We start from the raw sequence: 16010 nt of genomic DNA on the forward strand, positions 1-16010 counted from the left end.
GTCAACCAGCCGTGGCGACCTTCGGGCGGCGGCCGCGCTTGGCCGGAGCGGGCGCAGGCGGAGGAGCGGGCTTGCGCCGGGCCTGACCGAGACCCATGCTTTTCGCCAGCTCAGACCGCGACGCCGCGTAGTTCGGCGCGACCATCGGGTAGTCGGACGGCAGTCCCCAGCGGGCGCGATAATCGGCGGGGGTCATGCCGTACTTGGTCGACAAATGACGCTTCAGGGACTTGAAGGTCTTCCCGTCCTCGAGGCAGACGATGTAGTCCGGAGTCACGGACTTCTTGATCGGAACGGCCGGGCGAAGCTCCTCGACCGGCTCTTCCTTCTTCCCGCTCGAGACGGCGACAAGGGCCGAGTGGACGCTTCCGATCACGCTCGTAAGCTCTTCACGCGACAACTTGTTGTTTGATACATACGCGGAGACGATGTCCGCGACGAGATCAATGAGGATGCTGTTGTCTTCTGACACGATGTGCTCCGATTTTTCAGCCATATCAGCATACACCACTTGATTTATTTGAAAAGCACAAATCCTTGATGAAAGACGAGTAGCATACCTCGCTTTATTCCCGGTCTAGTTGCATTTCCTCCCCAGGCTGCTTGTGCGGCTCCCGATCGCCGCAGATCCGTGGTCCGCCTCCGGCCAGCCATTTTCTTGGGCTCCAAGCAAGATCACGACGAAACGCCGCCCCAACTGGATTCGCCACGTGCCCTACAAGAAGATCATCGCCATGACGGCGCTCCTCGCCTTGGCCGAGCCCGCCAGCGCCGCCGCGTTGAAGATCGTCAACAAGACCAGAGAGCCGATCGCGGAGGTGCAGATCTCTCATGGGAGCGGCTGGGGTCCTCCGCAACTGGACGGCAAGCCGATCCGCTTCGGGGAAAGCCGCACCCTGCGCTGGGTCGCCGACGGAAAACGGCGGCTGATGCTGAAGAACGCCGGCGGCGACGAGTGCATCCTGGACGGCATCGACTTCGAGGAGGGCAAGGTCCTGACCGTCACGGACCGCGTCCTCACCCTCTGCAAATAAATTCGAAAAAAAACGACGGAGCCATGGAACCCCGTCCGGGGAGAGGCGTTATCCCGTCGCATCACAGGAATGCCCCCTCCAAGATGCGCAGCGGCCCTCGCAAGTGCTCGTCATTTGCGAGGGCCTTTTTCGTTCGGCGGCCCGCGCGACCGGGCGCGAGCCCGGCCTTACGCGCCCGAGCGGCTGGCCACGAACAGCAGCGACTGCTCGCTCTCCTCCATCAGAACGCCGGCGACATGGCCGAAGCTCAGCGACTCGCCCGGCCTCGGGCTGACGCCGAGGACCACGAGCGTGTGCTTGCCCACGCGCGCCTGGCGGGCGATGGCCTGCTCGGCGGCCATGTTCACCCGCACGGCGGTGCGGACCGGCACCCCGAACTGGTCACCCAACCGCACGATGTCCTTCAGGATCGCCTCGTTCTGGCCGCGCATGACGCGGAACCGCCGCTGGCGCGTTCCCGTCTGGTGCGCGCCGGCGACATAGAGCGCCGTGATGGGGCAGCGATGCGACCGCGCCAGCGCCAGCGCGACCTCGGCTCCCCGGCGAGACACCTCGGTGCCGGTGATGGCGACCAGGATGTTCATGTCGGCCCGCACGGGCTCCTCGCGCAGCGCGCCGCGGGCGCTGGCCAGCGCGAAAGGACCGTCGAAGCTCTCGGCGAGCCGCGTCAGCCGCGGGTGGAAGCCGCCCTTCGCATCCGCCGAAGGCTCCACCCCGGCGATCAGGAGATCGTAGCCTTTCGCCGCCTCCCGGGCGATCGCCTCCTCGTCCGGGCCTGACTGGACGCGGGTGGTGACGTCCACCTCCAGGGTGACCTCGTCCGGCTCCGGGTCGTCCTGGGCGGTGGCGGCCGCCTTTTTGACGGCCGTCTCGACGTCCAGGTCGATGTCGGGCTCGCCGTTCACGAGGGGGACCGCGTCGGCCCCGAGGCGCACCACCGTCACGGGCAGGCCCCTTGCGCCGGCGAGCAGGCCGGCGATGCGCGACGCCAGCCGGCCGCTCTGGCTCTGGTCCGCCCCGACCAGGAGGCGCTCCAGCTGGGGCACGAAGCCCTTGGCCTCGAAAGTCTCGCGCTCGATGCGCTCCGATTCCTCCGGCGTGATGGGCAGCCGTCCCAGCGCCCAGCGCAGCATCGGCGGCATCGCCATCGTGGTGATCACCGCCATGGCGACGATCATGGTGAAGAGGTTCTCGCTGAGGGCCCCGATGGAGAGGCCGATCGAGGCGACGATCACCTCCGTCGAGCCGCGGGCGTTCATGCCGCAGCCGAGCGCGACGGATTCGCGGCTGCTCAGGCCGCCGAACCAGCCGCCCACGAAGGCGCCGCCGAACTTGCCGAGGCTGGCGATCAGCACGAGGCCGACGGTCAGGAGGGCGATCTCGCCGTTCTTGAGAATGGTGAGGTCGGCGCTGAGGCCGGCGAGCCCGAAGAACACGGGCATGAACAGCGCCACGATCAGGCCGCGGAGCTCCTCCTCGATATGGCGCGTCAGGATGGGCGACTGCCCCACCAGCACGCCGGCCACGAAGGCGCCCAGCACGGTGTGCACGCCGATGGCGTTGGTGGCCAGCGCCATCAGGCCGGTGATCACCAGGATGACGGAGATCACCGCCATCTCGCTCACGAAGGTGTCGTTGGCCCAGCGGATGGCCATGAAGACCAGCTTGCGGCCGATCGTGAGGCTGACGGCCAGAAAGGCGATGGTTCCGATCAGGCTGCGCGCCAGCGACGGCAGGTCGAAGGCGCCATGCAGGGCGATGCCGAAGGTGAGCGCGATGATGATCCAGCCGATCGTGTCGTCGATGATGGCGGAGGCCACGATCACCTGTCCGACATTGCGCCTCATGAAGTTCATCTCGCGCACCACCATGGCGACGATCTTCACCGAGGAGATCGACAGCGCGGTGCCGAGGAAGAGCGAGGTGATCAGGCGCAGCTCGGGGCGCGGCAGCATGGCTTCCGGCAGCATCTCGCCCAGCGCGAAGCCGCAGGCGAACGGCACGGCGACGCCCGCCACCGAGACGCTGAAGGCGGCCCGCTTGACCTTGCGGACGAGGCCCAGATCCGTCTCCATCCCGGTGAGCAGGAGCAGCAGCATGATGCCGAGCTGGGAGATGGCGTCCAGCATCGCCTTCTGGTCGCGCTCCGGCGGAAACAGCGCATGCTGCCACTCCGGCAGGAGCGCGCCGAACACGGACGGGCCGAGCACGATGCCGGCGATGAGCTGGCCCATGACGGCCGGCTGGCCCACCCGCTGCATCGCCTCGCCCAGCAGGCGGCCGACGACGATCAGCACCAGCACCTGGGCGATGAACAGCGCTTCGGACGGACCCTTGGCGCCCGGCGCCGAGGCCGCGAAGGCGAGCGGGGCCGTGGCCCACAGGGCGACGGCGGCCAGAATCAGGAGAATGACGAAGGACGCCCGTCTCGGGAGGTCGACACAACGGAAAGACGGCACGCAAGGTCCTCATGCGGAGATGCACGAGAACGATGCAGGCCTTGGAAAGATCCGACCGACGCGCCCTCAGGTTCGCCGGGGGGCGGATGCGTCAGTAGAGGGCGCGCACCACGGTGCGCTCGACCACCGGGCAGGGCTGGGGCGTATAGGCGCGGTACCAGCCATGGCGCCAGCGATAGGGCGGGCTCTCGCAATAGCCCTGGTAGCGGGCCGAGATCGGCACGCCCGCGTCGGCGACGACGGGTCCGCGGAACTCGCCGTCATAGGAGATGATCGGCAGGTTGCGGACCGGCGGAGCGACGCAGGCGCCCAACGTCGTCGCCAACACGCCCAGCACGATCACGCTCTTCATCGCCGTCTCCTGATTCGCCCGAACCGTAGCATAGACCATGCAGCGTTCCCGCACGAGCGCACAGCCTAATGCAACCTTCCAGTAGAGCAAAGTTGAATTAGCGTAGGCGCCGCCCGCATATGGCCTTGGCCATCTGGCATTTCAGCATTTGTTAAGCGTGAAGAGACATGATGATGAACAGCGTATGGAGCATTTCAGATGAATCTTGCTCGGGCTTACCCCGATCAGCAGCAGGACGCGCTCGACGGCGCATCGGCTGCGGCTTTCATTCAAGGCATTTCTGACCGCATCGACCAGCTCGGAGAAATCGTCGACATCGCCGGCGACGTGAACGCCGTCGTCCGCGCCGTCTTCGAAAAAACAGCCGGGATCAACGACGTCGCCGTCGCGGCGGAGCAGATGATCCGCGCCAACGAGACGATCTCGACCACCGCCGAGCGGGCCCAGGCCTCGGCCATGGACGTCAAGGAAGGGCTCGCGGTCGCCACCGGCGCGATCCGCGAAGGCCTGGATGGCGCGCGCGAGAACGTCGCGACCCTGTCGGAGGCCGCCAGCCAGTTCTCCTCCATCCTCAGCGAGGCGACCTCGACCATCCAGCGCGTCTCCGAATCCAGCGCGGCGATCAACTCGGTCGCGCGCGAAATCCAGCTCATCTCGATCAACGCCGGCGTCGAGGCGGCGCGCAGCGGCGTCGCCGGGCGGGGCTTCGCCGTCATCGCCAACGCCATCAAGGACCTCGCCGAGCAGACACGCGCCGCCACCGCCGAGAACGCCCGGCAGCTCGGGCTCCTGTCCCAGACCATCGAGCGCCTGTCCGAACAGAGCCAGCAGAACGAGGTGAAGGCGCGCGCCGCCTCCGCCGAGAACGACGGCATCGCCGAGCGGCTGCACGCCTTCGACGAGTTCGGCCGGCTCGTCCACCGTCTGGTCGAGGACATCGAGGGCATCGCGTCCCCGGTCGCCGAGAACATCCGCGTCTGCAACGGCGTGATTGAGCATCTGGACGTCGTCATCGACAATCTGGAGGGCTCGCGCGGCGACTACGCGGAGGCCTCGCGGCGGATCGACTCGCTCGTGCGCACCAGCCAGGAGCTGGTGGAGTACATCGCCGGCTCGGCCGTGCAGGCCAAGGACGGCAAGCTGATCGCCATCGCCCAGGACGCCGCGGCGCAGATCGGGCGGCTGTTCGAGCAGGCGATCGACCGCGGCGAGATCAGCCTCGCCGACCTCTTCGACGAGAACTACGCGCCCATCGCGGGCTCGAACCCGCCGCAGCACATGACGCGCTTCGTGCCGCTGACCGACCGGCTGCTGCCGGCCGTCCAGGAGCCGATCCTGGCCACCGACGAGCGCATCGCGTTCTGCGCGGCGGTCGACCGCAACGGCTTCCTGCCGACGCATAACCGCGTCTATTCGAAACCGCAGGGCCGGGACCCGGCCTGGAACACGGCGAATTGCCGGAACCGGCGCATCTTCGACGACCGCACCGGCCTGTCGGCGGGCCGCAACGCCAAGCGCTTCCTGGTGCAGACCTACCGGCGCGACATGGGCGGCGGAACCTTCGCCCTCATGAAGGACATCTCGGCCCCGATCCGCGTCAAGGGACGCCACTGGGGCGGCTTCCGCATCGGCGTGAAGGTCTGACCCGCGCCGCTCAGGTGGGATCCCCAGCGGGCTCCTCGGCCTTGAGCCCCGGCCACCAGCGGAACGCCGCCGGGATGAGGAACGCGACAAGGACGAAGCGCGCCAGGTGGTGCACGCCCACATAGACCGGGTCGAGGCCGAGCGCGAAGGCCAGCACAGTCATCGCCTCCAGCCCGCCAGGCGCGAAGGCCACGGCGGTCTCGCCGAACGGCACGCCGACGATGGCCGTCACCGCGACCGCGCCCAGCGCCGACAGCGACAGGGACGCCGCGAAGGAGACGAGCGCGGCGGGCGCGGTGCGCAGCACCGTCATCGCCTCCAGCCCGCGGAAGCGCTGGCCGATGAACACGCCGATCAGCACGAACCCGATCAGGGAGAAGATCGGCGGCACGCCGCCATGCACGAGCCCGGGCGCGGTGACGAGGCCGCTCGCCAGCATCGGGCCGAGGATGAACGCCCCGGCCACGTTCAGCTTCTCGCAGGCGATCGCGCCCGCGATCGACACGGCGAACAGGATCGCCAGGGCGCCCGCGTCCGCCGGCGGGCGGATCGGCGCCGCGCCTCCCGAGCCGTGCTCGGCGGCCACGATGGCCATGGGCAGGATCGCGACCAACACGAAGAGCCGGACCAGCTGGACCACCACGATGCGGGCGACGTCGGCGCCCTGGTCGGCGGCGATGACCAGCACGGTCGAGAGCGCGCCGGGCGCCGAGGCCAGCAGGGCGTCGCGCGCCGACCAGCCCGACACATGCACCAGCACGGCCGCCGAACCGGCGATCACGATCACCACGGAGACGGCCAGGATGGCGAGGCTGCCGGGATAGTCGGCGAAGGCGCTCACCGATTCGGGCGTCATCGACGCGCCCATCGAGATGCCGGCGATGATGAGGGCGAGCTCGCGAAAGGCCGGGACCATCGGCGGGGCGATGTCGGCCGCAGCCAGGGCGGCCGTGACGATCATCGCGCCGGAGAGCCACGGGGCCGGGATTCCCGCCCATTCGAAGGCCCAGCCGCCCAACGCGGCGGCGGTCATCAGGCCGATCTGCGCCAGGATGGCGCGCAAGGCCGGCGCTGCGTGTGAACCCATGGGCGGCGGAGGGACCGGAAAGCGGAGCAAAACAGGGACCGTTGACCTCGATCAATGACGGTTCGCGATCCCTGCGTCAATTTGGATCCCGTGATGAGCGGCGGATGAGCGGCTCGGTCCCGAGGCGGCGGGGGTCTCCGCGGGACGCGCTCACTGTCCGATCCCACGTCATCCATGGCGTCTACGCCGTGGGCCGGGGCGCCCGGCACGGTCTCGGGGGAGCTGTGTCGGGCGCTTCCCGTCCGCCCGCACGTCGGACGGGCGCGGACGGGTTCCTCTTGCGTCGAACCGGAACTACGCCGCCCCGAACGGGAGCGCGGCGGCGCGTCAGGTCAATGCGAGCCGGTGCACTGGCACAGGCGGCAGACATTCACGATCGTGACCTCGTCGTGCCGGCCATAGTCCAGGAAGCCCTCGCGCTTCAGGTGCGAGAAGGCGCGGCTGACCGTCTCCAGCGTCAGGCCGAGATAGTCGGCGATCTCCTGGCGGGTGAGCGGCACCTGCACCTGCGCCCGATCCGCCTTGCGGTCGCCCGAGGGGCCCTGGCAGCCATTGCCGCCGCGGTTGGGGAGAAGCCGCATCAGAAAGGTGGAGACCCGCTCCACGGCCGACTTGCGGCCGAGCAGCATGGCGTGGTCGTGCAGGGCGCAGACCTGCGCGCGCAGGCCGGCGGAGATCAGCTGCTGCAGTTCGGCCGAGGCCTCGACCGTCTGGCGGTCGTAGAGCGCGATCCGCGACGGCAGCACCGTTTCGACCGTGACGTCGGCGAGATGGCTGACGCTGAGGCCGAACACGTCGCCCGGACCGAGCAGGTCGGTGATCTGGCGGCGGCCGTCGGGCAGGAGCTTGGACAGCATCACCGCGCCTTCGAGCACCACATAGAGGAAACGCTCGACGTCGCCCTCGTCGATGACGCTTTCGCGCGGCCCGAGATCGAGGCGGCGGACGGCCTTGTCGGCCGGCGCCTCGATGCGGCCGGGATGCGAGATGCCCAGCGTCCAGCCTGCGTCGTGCTTGGGGGGAATCCGGTCCCGCATGGGGTCCGACCGAGGAGCAACGAGGGACATACGAGCCTCTCCGGGGGTAGCGGCGCGTTCTGACGTCACGAGGACGCCGCCAGGGGATAGACGTCACATCTACAACTTAGCGCTAGCTGGGCGTCATCGCATCGGTTGTTCGCCGTAAGCACTGCTACGGACTGTGAAAAGGAAAAGGTCGGCGGCCGGCCTCCGCGTCCGGCGTTCAGATGATCTGCGAAATCGTCTCGGCGCTCAGCGGCTTTCTGAGCACCTGAACCGCCCCGAGGCCCTGGATCTGCTTCTCGATAGCGGCCTGGGGCTGGCCCGTGATGGCGATCACGCGCGGCGGATCCTTGAGGCCCTGAAGCCAGCCGATCACCTTGGCGCCGCTGATTCCCGGCAGCAGGAGGTCGACGATGATGGTGTCGCCGGCGAGCGGCGGCTCGCCCTCCAGAAAGCTCTCCGCATCCGGGTAGGTGGCCACCGTCAGGCCCAAGCCGTTCAGGAACATGAGCAGCGAATCGCTCACGCCGGGATCGTCTTCGAGGATGTGGATGGTCACAAAAGGCTACCGCAAGCTGGCCGCGCCGGTCCCGCGCAGGAGACCTCGCAACCTTGATCACTGTCAAAAACATATTGACTGAGAAATGCGCAGAATCCATCCGTAGCTTAACGGACGGGCTGGAGATTCTCGCCGAAACGGGCTTCGGCCGGTGCGGATCGGCCCTCCCCGGGGCCCGCCGGGGCTCAGTTCCGGCGCACGTCCGAATAGACGATGCGCACGAGGTCGGCGGTGTTGCGGGCGCCCAGCTTCTCCATGATGCGGGCCCTGTGCACCTCGATGGTGCGCGGGCTGATGCCGAGCTGGCGGCCGGCTTCCTTGTTCGACGCGCCGAGCGCGATCCGCTCGAGCACCTCGCGCTCGCGCGGCGTCAGCTGCTCCTCGCCCGAGAACGCGGCCAGGATCATGTCGCCGGAGTTGTTGCGCGCTCCCTTGCGGCCGCGCGCCTCGATGGCGTCGCGCACGCGCTGCACGACGGTGTCGGCGTCGAAGGGCTTCTCGATGAAGTCATGCGCGCCCTGGCGGATGGCCTCGACCGCCATCGGGATGTCGCCCTGGCCGGAGATCATGAACACCGGCGCGCCGTAGTGAGGCCCGAGTTCCTGCAGGACCTCCAGGCCGGAGCGGCCCGGCATGTGCACGTCCAGCACCACGACGTCCGGCGTGCGCGAGCGCGCCGCCGCCAGGAACGATGCGCCGTCCGGGAAGGCCTGGACCCGGAAGCCCTCCATCTCGAACACCAGCCGCAGGGCGTCCCGCACCGCTCCATCGTCGTCGACGATGAAGACGTCCTGGTCCATCTGGCCCGCTTGTCCCATGTGCACTCGCCGCCAAGTCCTGCGGCCGCCTCAGCTGCGGCCCATCCATCATGTTCGGGCGCCGGGCATCCGCAATCTTCCCGATTGGGCGGATCGCACATTCGGCGCCATTCTGTCCTGGCTGGCGCAACGCTCTGCGCCAGTCGTCATCCTGCGTCCTCGTCCGCCGAGCCGTTTTCGGGCGCGGCGATGATCGGCAGTTGAAGAACGAAGCGAGCGCCGCGTCCATCGCCGCCGGGATCGACCGTGAGGTCTCCCGCGTGATTTTGCGCGATCGTACGGGAGATGGATAGGCCTAGCCCCATCCCGGTTCGCTTGGAAGTAGAAAATGCCTTGAAGATCGTCGGCACGGCGGTGGGCGGCAGGCCGGGTCCGTTGTCCTCGACGACGACCTCCAGGTGCTCCCCGGCGTTGCGGGTCTCGATCGTGATCGTCGGAACCTCGCGCCCCTTCAGCGCCTCGACGGCGTTGCGCAGGAGATTGACGACGATCTGCTGGATCTGCACGGCGTCGACGACCGCCTTGGGCAGGCCGCGGGCGTAGCGGCGGATGACCCGGGGCGGGTTGCGCTGGCCCAGCATCACGAGCTCCAGGGCCTCGTCCACGATGGCGCTGATGTCGACCTCGCGCCGCTGCGGCTCGCGCTTCTCCACGAAATGCCGCATCCGGCTGATGATCGCCCCGGCCCGCTCGGCCTCGTGGACGGCCTTTTCGAGCACCTGCCGGAAGGTCTCCACCGGCAGGGTCGCGCCCTGCACGGCCCGGGTGATGCTGCGCGTGGCGGCCTGCAGATACAGCATGATGGCGGTGAGCGGCTGGTTCAGCTCGTGGGCGAGCGCGGCGCCCATCTCGTCCATGGCGGAGACGCGGGCGATGTGCACGAGGTCGGCCTGCAGCTCGTTGAAGCGCCGTTCGGCCTCCTTGCGCGAGCGCAGGTCGCGGATGATGCCGATGAATTGCCGACCGTCCGGCGTGCGCGCCTCGCCGACGGAGAGTTCGACCGGGAACTCGGTCCCGTCCTTGTGCCGGGCCCGGACCTCGCGCCCGATGCCGATGATCTTGCGCTCGCCGGTGCTGACGTAGTTGTCGAGATAGCGGTCATGCGCCGAGGCGTAGTCGGAGGGCATGATCAGCTGGACGTTCCGGCCGAGCGCCTCTTCCGGCGCGTAGCCGAACAGGCTCTCGCAGGCCTTGTTGTAGACGAGGATCTTGCCCTCTTCCTCGATGACGAGGATGCCGTCGACGGCGGTGTCGAGGACGCTGGCGAGGCGTGCGTCCGAGACGGTCGGGCGCGTGGGTCCGCTATGCTGCGTCATCGCCTTGCTTCACGCGCCCAACACCATGGCGCCATTCTGGCGCGCCGGATCCGCCAGCGCAACCGGCGGGCGGGAAGCCTCAGCGCGCCAGGGCCGCCGCGATCCGGCGGGCCGCTTCCTGGATGTCCTCGGGGCGGCGCGCGAAGCAGAGGCGGAAATAGGCCTCCCCGCCCGCCCCGAAGGCCGTGCCGGGCGCGATGCCCACATTGGCCTCGTCGACCAGCCGAAGCGCCATGCGCCGGGTGTCCGGCTCTCCCTTGACGGAGAAGAACAGGTAGAAGGCGCCCGCCGGCTCCGCGAAGTCCACCCGGCCGGTGGCCGCGAGGCCCTTGCAGATGATGTCGCGGCCGCGGCGCACGCGCTCGATCTGGTGCTCGACGAAGCCCTCGCCCTGGTCGAGCGCCACCACGGCGGCGCGTTGCAGGAAGGCCGGCACGCCCGAGCAGGAATACTGCATGAGGTTCTCGACCACCTGGCCCAGCGCGGGGCTGCACTCCAGCCAGCCGACCCGCCAACCCGTCATGGCCCAGTTCTTCGAGAAGGTCTGCACGAAGAGGATGCGGTCCTGCTCGTCCATGATGTCGTGGAAGGACGGCGCCAGCGCCGCGCCGTCGAAGACGAAGCGGCCATAGATCTCGTCCGCCACGATCCACAGGCCGTGGCGGCGCGCCAGCGCCAGGATCGCCTCCAGCTCCTCGCGCGTGGCCGTCCAGCCCGTCGGGTTCGACGGCGAGTTGACGATGATGAGCCTGGTGCGCGGCGTGACGGCGGCCGCGAGGCGCTCGACGTCGAGCGACCACCGGTTGCGCACCGGGTCGACGCTCATGGGAACCTCGACCGGCGTCGCGCCGCCCACCGTCACCGCGCCGAGGAAATTCGGCCAGGACGGCGACGGGATCAGCACCTCGTCGCCCGCGCCCGCCGCGATGCGGATGGCCATCTGCAGCGCGTGCATGCCGCCGGTCGTGACGTGGAACCGCTCCGCCGGCAGCGCCTGGCCGTAGAGGCGGCTCATATAGCGCGAGATCGCCTCGCGGAGCTCGGGGACGCCGCGCTGATAGGTGTAGAAGGTCTCGCCCGCCGCGAGGGCGCGGGTGGCGGCGTCCTGGATGAAGCCCGGCGTGGGAAGGTCGCCCTCCCCCACCCAGAGCGGGATGAGCCCCTGACGGCCGCGGCCGTAGTTGAACACCTCCACGATGCCGCTTTCCGGCGCGCCGGCCGCCTCGGGCCGCACGGCGGCGAGCAGCGCGTCGGCGGACGCGGCCGGCCTTGCGTCCAGGACATGGCCGGCCGGGTCGGCCGTCCGGAGGTCGGCGGGGGCGGAGAGTTCGGTCATCAAGGAATCGAGCCGCTTGCATCACCAGGGATGAAGCGGCTCTTCTGCCATGCGGCTCCCGCCGCCGTCTTCTCAAAAATCGTCATCGGAGCCATCAGCGTCGCTTCTGGCCCGATGCGGGCGCCGTTCAGCCCTTGGCGGCCAGGATGTCGCGGATCTCGGTGAGGAGCACTTCCTCCTTGGTGGGCGCGGCCGGCACAGTGGGGTGGGCCGCCTCCTGGCGCTGGAGGCGGGTGACCGCCTTGACGACGATGAACAGCACCCACGCGATGATCAGGAAGAAGACGACGGTGTTGATGAAGTTGCCGATCCCCATGACCGCGCCGGCCTTCTTGGCGTCCGCATAGGCCATCCCGAGCTTCACCGAGCTGGAGAGCGGGATGTAGATGTTGGAGAAATCCAGTCCGCCCGTGATCGCGCCGATGATCGGCATGATGATGTCGTTGACGAGCGAGTCGACGATCTTGCCGAAGGCCGCGCCGATGATGACGCCGATCGCCAGGTCGACGACGTTGCCGCGCATGGCGAAAGCTTTGAACTCATTGAGCATGGAACCCCTCCTCCGGCGGGCGCCGAGGCGGCCCGCTTTCAAATGAAGGCTAGACAATTGTTTGAAAAAGAAAAGATGCCGGCGGCAGTTTCAACCTCTACGCGAACTGTCTGACAAACCGCATTTTCGAGCTGTACTTCCGCCGGGACGCGAAGAACGCTAGGCTTCTCCCCGGCTGAGAGGGGGAGGACGGTGTTGGCGGGCTGGTCGGTCGTTCTGACCGCGTTGGCGTATCTGTGCATCCTGTTCGCCGTCGCCCATTACGGCGACACGGCCGGACGACGCTGGGTCACCGGCCGGGCGCGGCCCACCATCCAGGCTCTCGCGCTTGCGGTGTTCTGCACCTCGTGGACGTTCTTCGGCTCGGTCGGGCTGGCGTCCCGCTCGGGCCTCGACTTCCTGGCGATCTATATCGGCCCTGCTTTGGTGATCGGGCTCTGCTACGGCCTCGTCGGCCGCATCGTGCGCCTCGCCAAGTCGCAGAACATCACCTCGATCGCGGATTTCGTGGCCTCGCGCTACGGCAAGAGCGAGCGGGTGGCGGCGCTGGTCAGCCTCACCGCGGTCATCGGCTGCGTCCCCTATATCGCGCTGCAGATGAAGGCCATCGCGGCCTCGCTCACCACCCTGCTGGACGCCGTCCAGCCTGGCGCGGTGTCCCAGTCCGTGCCCGTCTTCGGCGACCTCGCCTTGCTGATCGCCCTCATCCTGGCCGGGTTCGCGACGGCCTTCGGCACCCGCCATGTCGACGCCACCGAGCACCAGGACGGCCTGATGCTGGCGGTGGCGGCGGAGTCGGTGGTCAAGCTCCTGTCCTTCCTGGCCGTCGGGGCGGCGGTGGTCTACGGCCTCTTCGACGGGATGGGCGACCTCCTGGCGAAGGCGGCCGCCCGGACGGACCTGACGCCCCTGCTGGAGCGCGGGGCGGGCTGGCCGGCCTTCCTGGGCGTCACCATGATGTCCGGCCTGATCATCCTGCTGCTGCCGCGGCAGTTCCACGTGACCGTGGTGGAGAACCGCGACACCGCCGACACGCGCCGCGCGGCGTGGCTCTTCCCGCTCTACCTGGTGCTCATCAACCTCTTCGTCGTGCCGCTCGCGCTCGCGGCGGACCTGCTGCTGCCGGTCGGCGTCGACCGCGACATGGCGGTGCTGGAGCTGCCGCTGCGCCACGGCCAGAACGTCATGACGCTGATCGCCTTCACGGGCGGCCTCTCGGCGGCGACCGCCATGGTGATCGTGGAGAGCGTCGCGCTCGCTATCATGATCTCCAACGACCTCGTGATCCCCCTGGTGCTGCGCCGGCGCGCCGTCACGGGCGCGGCCGGCATCGGCAACATGGGCGGGCTGATCCTGGCGGTGCGGCGGGTGGCGATCCTGCTGGTGCTGCTGCTCGCCTATTTCTACTTCAAGAACATGGGCGAGGCGGCCCTCGCGTCGATCGGGCTGATCTCCTTCGCGGCCATCGCCCAGATCGCGCCGGCCTTCTTCGCGGGCCTGTTCTGGCGGCGCGCCACGGCGCTGGGGGCGACGGCCGGCATCGTGTCCGGGCTCCTGGTCTGGGCCGCCACCCTGTTCGTGCCGAGCGTCGCGGACCCGGACTGGCTGCGCTCGCTGAGCGCCATCGGGGTCGACTGGGTGGGCCTCGACAGCCTGCTGGTCGGCGTCCATCCGGACGGCATCCGCTTCGGCCTGAACGAGATCACGCGCGGCGCGGCCTGGAGCCTCGGCGTCAACGCGCTCGCCTTCACGGCCTTCTCGCTGGCGCGCCCGGCCAATCCGATCGAGCGCCTGCAGGCCAGCACCTTCGTGTCGCCCGACATGCCGCCGATGGGCCAGTCCTTCCGGCTCTGGCGGGCCACCGTCACGGTGGGCGAGTTGCGCGCCACGGTGGCGCGCTACCTGGGCGAGGAGCAGGCGGCGTCCTCCTTCCTGGCCTTCTCGGCCAGCCGCGGCCTGCCGCTGGAGCCGGGGCGCGACGCCGACATCCACCTGCTGCGCTACGCCGAGCACCTGCTGGCCTCCGCCATCGGGGCGGCGTCGTCCCGCCTCGTCCTGTCGCTGCTGCTGCGCCGGCGCAACGTCACCAAGAAGGCCGCGCTCAAGCTGCTGGACGACGCCTCGGCGGCCATCCAGTACAACCGCGACCTGCTGCAGCACGCGCTCGACCACGCCCGCCAGGGCATCACGGTGTTCGACCGCGACCTTCGCCTGATGTGCTGGAACCGCGAGTTCCAGGAGCTCTTCGACCTGCCGCCCGACCTCGCCCGGGCGGGCACCGGCCTGGACGAGATCGTGCGCTTCAACGCGGCGCGCGGCAGCTACGGGCCGGGCGAGCCGGACGAGTTCGTCACCTCCCGGCTGGAGAGCTTCGTCAACGACGCCGAGCCCGTCCGGGTGCGCCTGCACGACAGCCACAAGGTCATCGAGATCCGCTCCGCCCACATGCCGGACGGCGGCATCGTGACCACCTACACGGACATCACCGCCTCGGTGGAGGCCGAGGAGGCTCTCGAGCGCGCCAACGAAACGCTGGAGCGCCGCGTCCGCGAGCGCACCGAGGAGCTGATGCGCCTCAACGAGGAGCTCGGCCGCGCCAAGGCCCAGGCCGACGACGCCAATGTGTCGAAGACGCGCTTCCTCGCCGCGGCCAGCCACGACATCCTGCAGCCGCTGAACGCCGCGCGGCTCTACGCCACCTCGCTCGTGGAGCGCACGCAGACGGGCGACGTCGCCGGGCTGGCCCAGAACGTCGACGCCTCGCTGGAGGCCGTCGAGGAGATCCTGACCGCCCTGCTCGACATCTCCCGGCTCGATTCCGGAGCCATGAAGGCGGAGATGTCGAGCTTCCGCATCGACGACATCCTCAACCAGCTCAAGCTGGAGTTCGAGCCCGTAGCCCGCGAGAAGGGCCTGCGCCTCGCCTTCATGCCCTGCTCCCTGACGGTGCGCTCGGACCGGCGGCTGCTGCGGCGGCTGCTGCAGAACCTCGTCTCGAACGCGATCAAGTACACCATGAAGGGCCGCGTCCTCGTCGGTTGCCGGCGCCGGCGCGGGCGCCTGCGGCTCGAGGTCTGGGACACCGGGCTCGGCATCCCGCCGTCCAAGCAGAAGGCGGTCTTCCGCGAGTTCCAGCGCCTGGACCAGGGCGCCCGGGCGGCACGCGGGCTGGGGCTGGGCCTCTCCATCGTGGAGCGCATCGGGCGCGTGCTGGACCACCCGATCCGGCTGCAGTCGCAGCTGGGCCGCGGCTCGGTGTTCACGGTCGATCTGCCCGTGGCCGCCCCCCTGCCGGCGATGGCGGCGCAGCGCGACTCGCGGCCGACGGCCGCCGCTCCGCTGGCCGGCATGGCGGTGCTGTGCATCGACAACGAGCCCGCGATCCTGAACGGCATGACGACCCTGCTGACCGGCTGGGGTTGCGCCGTGCTGGCCGCCCCGGGGCTGAAGGAGGCCCAGGCCGCCCTGCGCCGCCGCAAGCTGCGGCCCGACGTGGTGATCGCCGACTATCACCTGGACGAGGGCGACGGCATCGAGGCCATCACGGCCCTGCGCTGGAGACTGGGCGCCGACCTGCCCGCCGTGCTGGTCACGGCCGACCGCACGCCGGCCGTGCGCGACCTCGCCTCCGAGAAGGACATCCACGTCCTCAACAAGCCCCTGAAGCCCGCGGCGCTGCGCGCCCTGCTGGCGCAATGGCGGGCGACCCGCGCCGCGGCCGAATAGCGGCCTCCGCCCGCATGGCGGCGAGCCGCCCGGCTGCCTGCGTCATGGTGAATCAAATCTCTCCAATCTCATGAGAAAGAGAGACACCGCTTAACTCCGGATTGAAT

At 69.1% G+C, this 16010-nt stretch carries 13 protein-coding genes; 3 read left to right on the plus strand and 10 right to left on the minus strand.

The window, feature by feature from the left end:
* Position 1: 1 nt before the first annotated feature.
* Positions 2-496, minus strand: a complete 495-nt coding sequence (locus ACYVO7_RS00565) for a Ros/MucR family transcriptional regulator (protein ID WP_460447912.1) — start codon at positions 494-496, stop codon at positions 2-4.
* A 214-nt stretch (positions 497-710) separates the two neighbouring features.
* On the opposite strand from ACYVO7_RS00565, the gene ACYVO7_RS00570 reads away from it, so the two are divergent.
* Positions 711-1034 carry a hypothetical protein gene (locus tag ACYVO7_RS00570; protein ID WP_460447913.1) on the plus strand — a complete coding sequence of 108 codons (324 nt, stop codon included), beginning with the start codon at positions 711-713 and terminating at the stop codon, positions 1032-1034.
* Positions 1035-1201: 167 nt separating this feature from the next.
* Here ACYVO7_RS00570 and ACYVO7_RS00575 read toward each other — a convergent pair whose 3' ends face one another.
* The gene (locus ACYVO7_RS00575) at positions 1202-3493 is read right to left on the minus strand and encodes a cation:proton antiporter domain-containing protein (protein ID WP_460447914.1); all 2292 of its coding nucleotides are present in this window, start codon (positions 3491-3493) and stop codon (positions 1202-1204) included.
* A 91-nt stretch (positions 3494-3584) separates the two neighbouring features.
* Complete coding sequence (locus ACYVO7_RS00580) at positions 3585-3845, minus strand: hypothetical protein (RefSeq protein ID WP_460447915.1); 261 nt, start codon at positions 3843-3845, stop codon at positions 3585-3587.
* Between the two features lie 198 nt (positions 3846-4043).
* Here ACYVO7_RS00580 and ACYVO7_RS00585 point away from each other — a divergent pair, with 198 nt between their 5' ends.
* Positions 4044-5489: a methyl-accepting chemotaxis protein gene (locus ACYVO7_RS00585; protein ID WP_460447916.1), complete on the plus strand. Its 1446-nt coding sequence runs from the start codon at positions 4044-4046 to the stop codon at positions 5487-5489.
* A 10-nt stretch (positions 5490-5499) separates the two neighbouring features.
* Here the strand turns inward: ACYVO7_RS00585 and ACYVO7_RS00590 are convergent, their stop codons facing one another.
* The 7 genes from ACYVO7_RS00590 to mscL form a co-directional block, all read right to left on the minus strand.
* On the minus strand, positions 5500-6576 hold the full coding sequence (locus tag ACYVO7_RS00590; protein ID WP_460447917.1) for an AbrB family transcriptional regulator: 1077 nt from the start codon (positions 6574-6576) through the stop codon (positions 5500-5502).
* A 332-nt stretch (positions 6577-6908) separates the two neighbouring features.
* On the minus strand, positions 6909-7643 hold the full coding sequence (locus ACYVO7_RS00595; protein ID WP_460447918.1) for a Crp/Fnr family transcriptional regulator: 735 nt from the start codon (positions 7641-7643) through the stop codon (positions 6909-6911).
* A gap of 175 nt (positions 7644-7818) precedes the next feature.
* Positions 7819-8157 (minus strand): response regulator, encoded by a 339-nt coding sequence (locus tag ACYVO7_RS00600; RefSeq protein WP_460447919.1) that lies wholly within the window; start codon positions 8155-8157, stop codon positions 7819-7821.
* Positions 8158-8342: 185 nt separating this feature from the next.
* A complete protein-coding gene (locus ACYVO7_RS00605; RefSeq protein ID WP_460447920.1) occupies positions 8343-8975 on the minus strand; it encodes a response regulator transcription factor in 633 nt (210 codons plus the stop codon).
* A 146-nt stretch (positions 8976-9121) separates the two neighbouring features.
* Positions 9122-10291 carry a two-component system sensor histidine kinase NtrB gene (locus ACYVO7_RS00610; RefSeq protein ID WP_460447921.1) on the minus strand — a complete coding sequence of 390 codons (1170 nt, stop codon included), beginning with the start codon at positions 10289-10291 and terminating at the stop codon, positions 9122-9124.
* A gap of 79 nt (positions 10292-10370) precedes the next feature.
* A complete protein-coding gene (locus tag ACYVO7_RS00615; RefSeq protein ID WP_460447922.1) occupies positions 10371-11627 on the minus strand; it encodes a pyridoxal phosphate-dependent aminotransferase in 1257 nt (418 codons plus the stop codon).
* A gap of 127 nt (positions 11628-11754) precedes the next feature.
* On the minus strand, positions 11755-12177 hold the full coding sequence (gene mscL / locus ACYVO7_RS00620) for a large conductance mechanosensitive channel protein MscL (protein ID WP_460447923.1): 423 nt from the start codon (positions 12175-12177) through the stop codon (positions 11755-11757).
* A gap of 192 nt (positions 12178-12369) precedes the next feature.
* On the opposite strand from mscL, the gene ACYVO7_RS00625 reads away from it, so the two are divergent.
* A complete protein-coding gene (locus ACYVO7_RS00625; protein WP_460447924.1) occupies positions 12370-15903 on the plus strand; it encodes a PAS domain-containing hybrid sensor histidine kinase/response regulator in 3534 nt (1177 codons plus the stop codon).
* Positions 15904-16010: the final 107 nt, after the last annotated feature.

The sequence above is a fragment of the Alsobacter sp. SYSU BS001988 genome, assembly GCF_054796215.1.

Bases quoted from the DNA above. Each gene is read 5' to 3' on its own strand.
- ACYVO7_RS00565 (WP_460447912.1), bottom strand. From the start codon at position 496: ATGGCTGAAAAATCGGAGCACATCGTGTCAGAAGACAACAGCATCCTC.
- ACYVO7_RS00580 (WP_460447915.1), bottom strand. From the start codon at position 3,845: ATGAAGAGCGTGATCGTGCTGGGCGTGTTGGCGACGACGTTGGGCGCC.
- ACYVO7_RS00585 (WP_460447916.1), top strand. From the start codon at position 4,044: ATGAATCTTGCTCGGGCTTACCCCGATCAGCAGCAGGACGCGCTCGAC.
- ACYVO7_RS00590 (WP_460447917.1), bottom strand. From the start codon at position 6,576: ATGGGTTCACACGCAGCGCCGGCCTTGCGCGCCATCCTGGCGCAGATC.
- ACYVO7_RS00595 (WP_460447918.1), bottom strand. From the start codon at position 7,643: ATGTCCCTCGTTGCTCCTCGGTCGGACCCCATGCGGGACCGGATTCCC.
- ACYVO7_RS00605 (WP_460447920.1), bottom strand. From the start codon at position 8,975: ATGGGACAAGCGGGCCAGATGGACCAGGACGTCTTCATCGTCGACGAC.
- ACYVO7_RS00610 (WP_460447921.1), bottom strand. From the start codon at position 10,291: ATGACGCAGCATAGCGGACCCACGCGCCCGACCGTCTCGGACGCACGC.
- ACYVO7_RS00615 (WP_460447922.1), bottom strand. From the start codon at position 11,627: ATGACCGAACTCTCCGCCCCCGCCGACCTCCGGACGGCCGACCCGGCC.
- mscL (WP_460447923.1), bottom strand. From the start codon at position 12,177: ATGCTCAATGAGTTCAAAGCTTTCGCCATGCGCGGCAACGTCGTCGAC.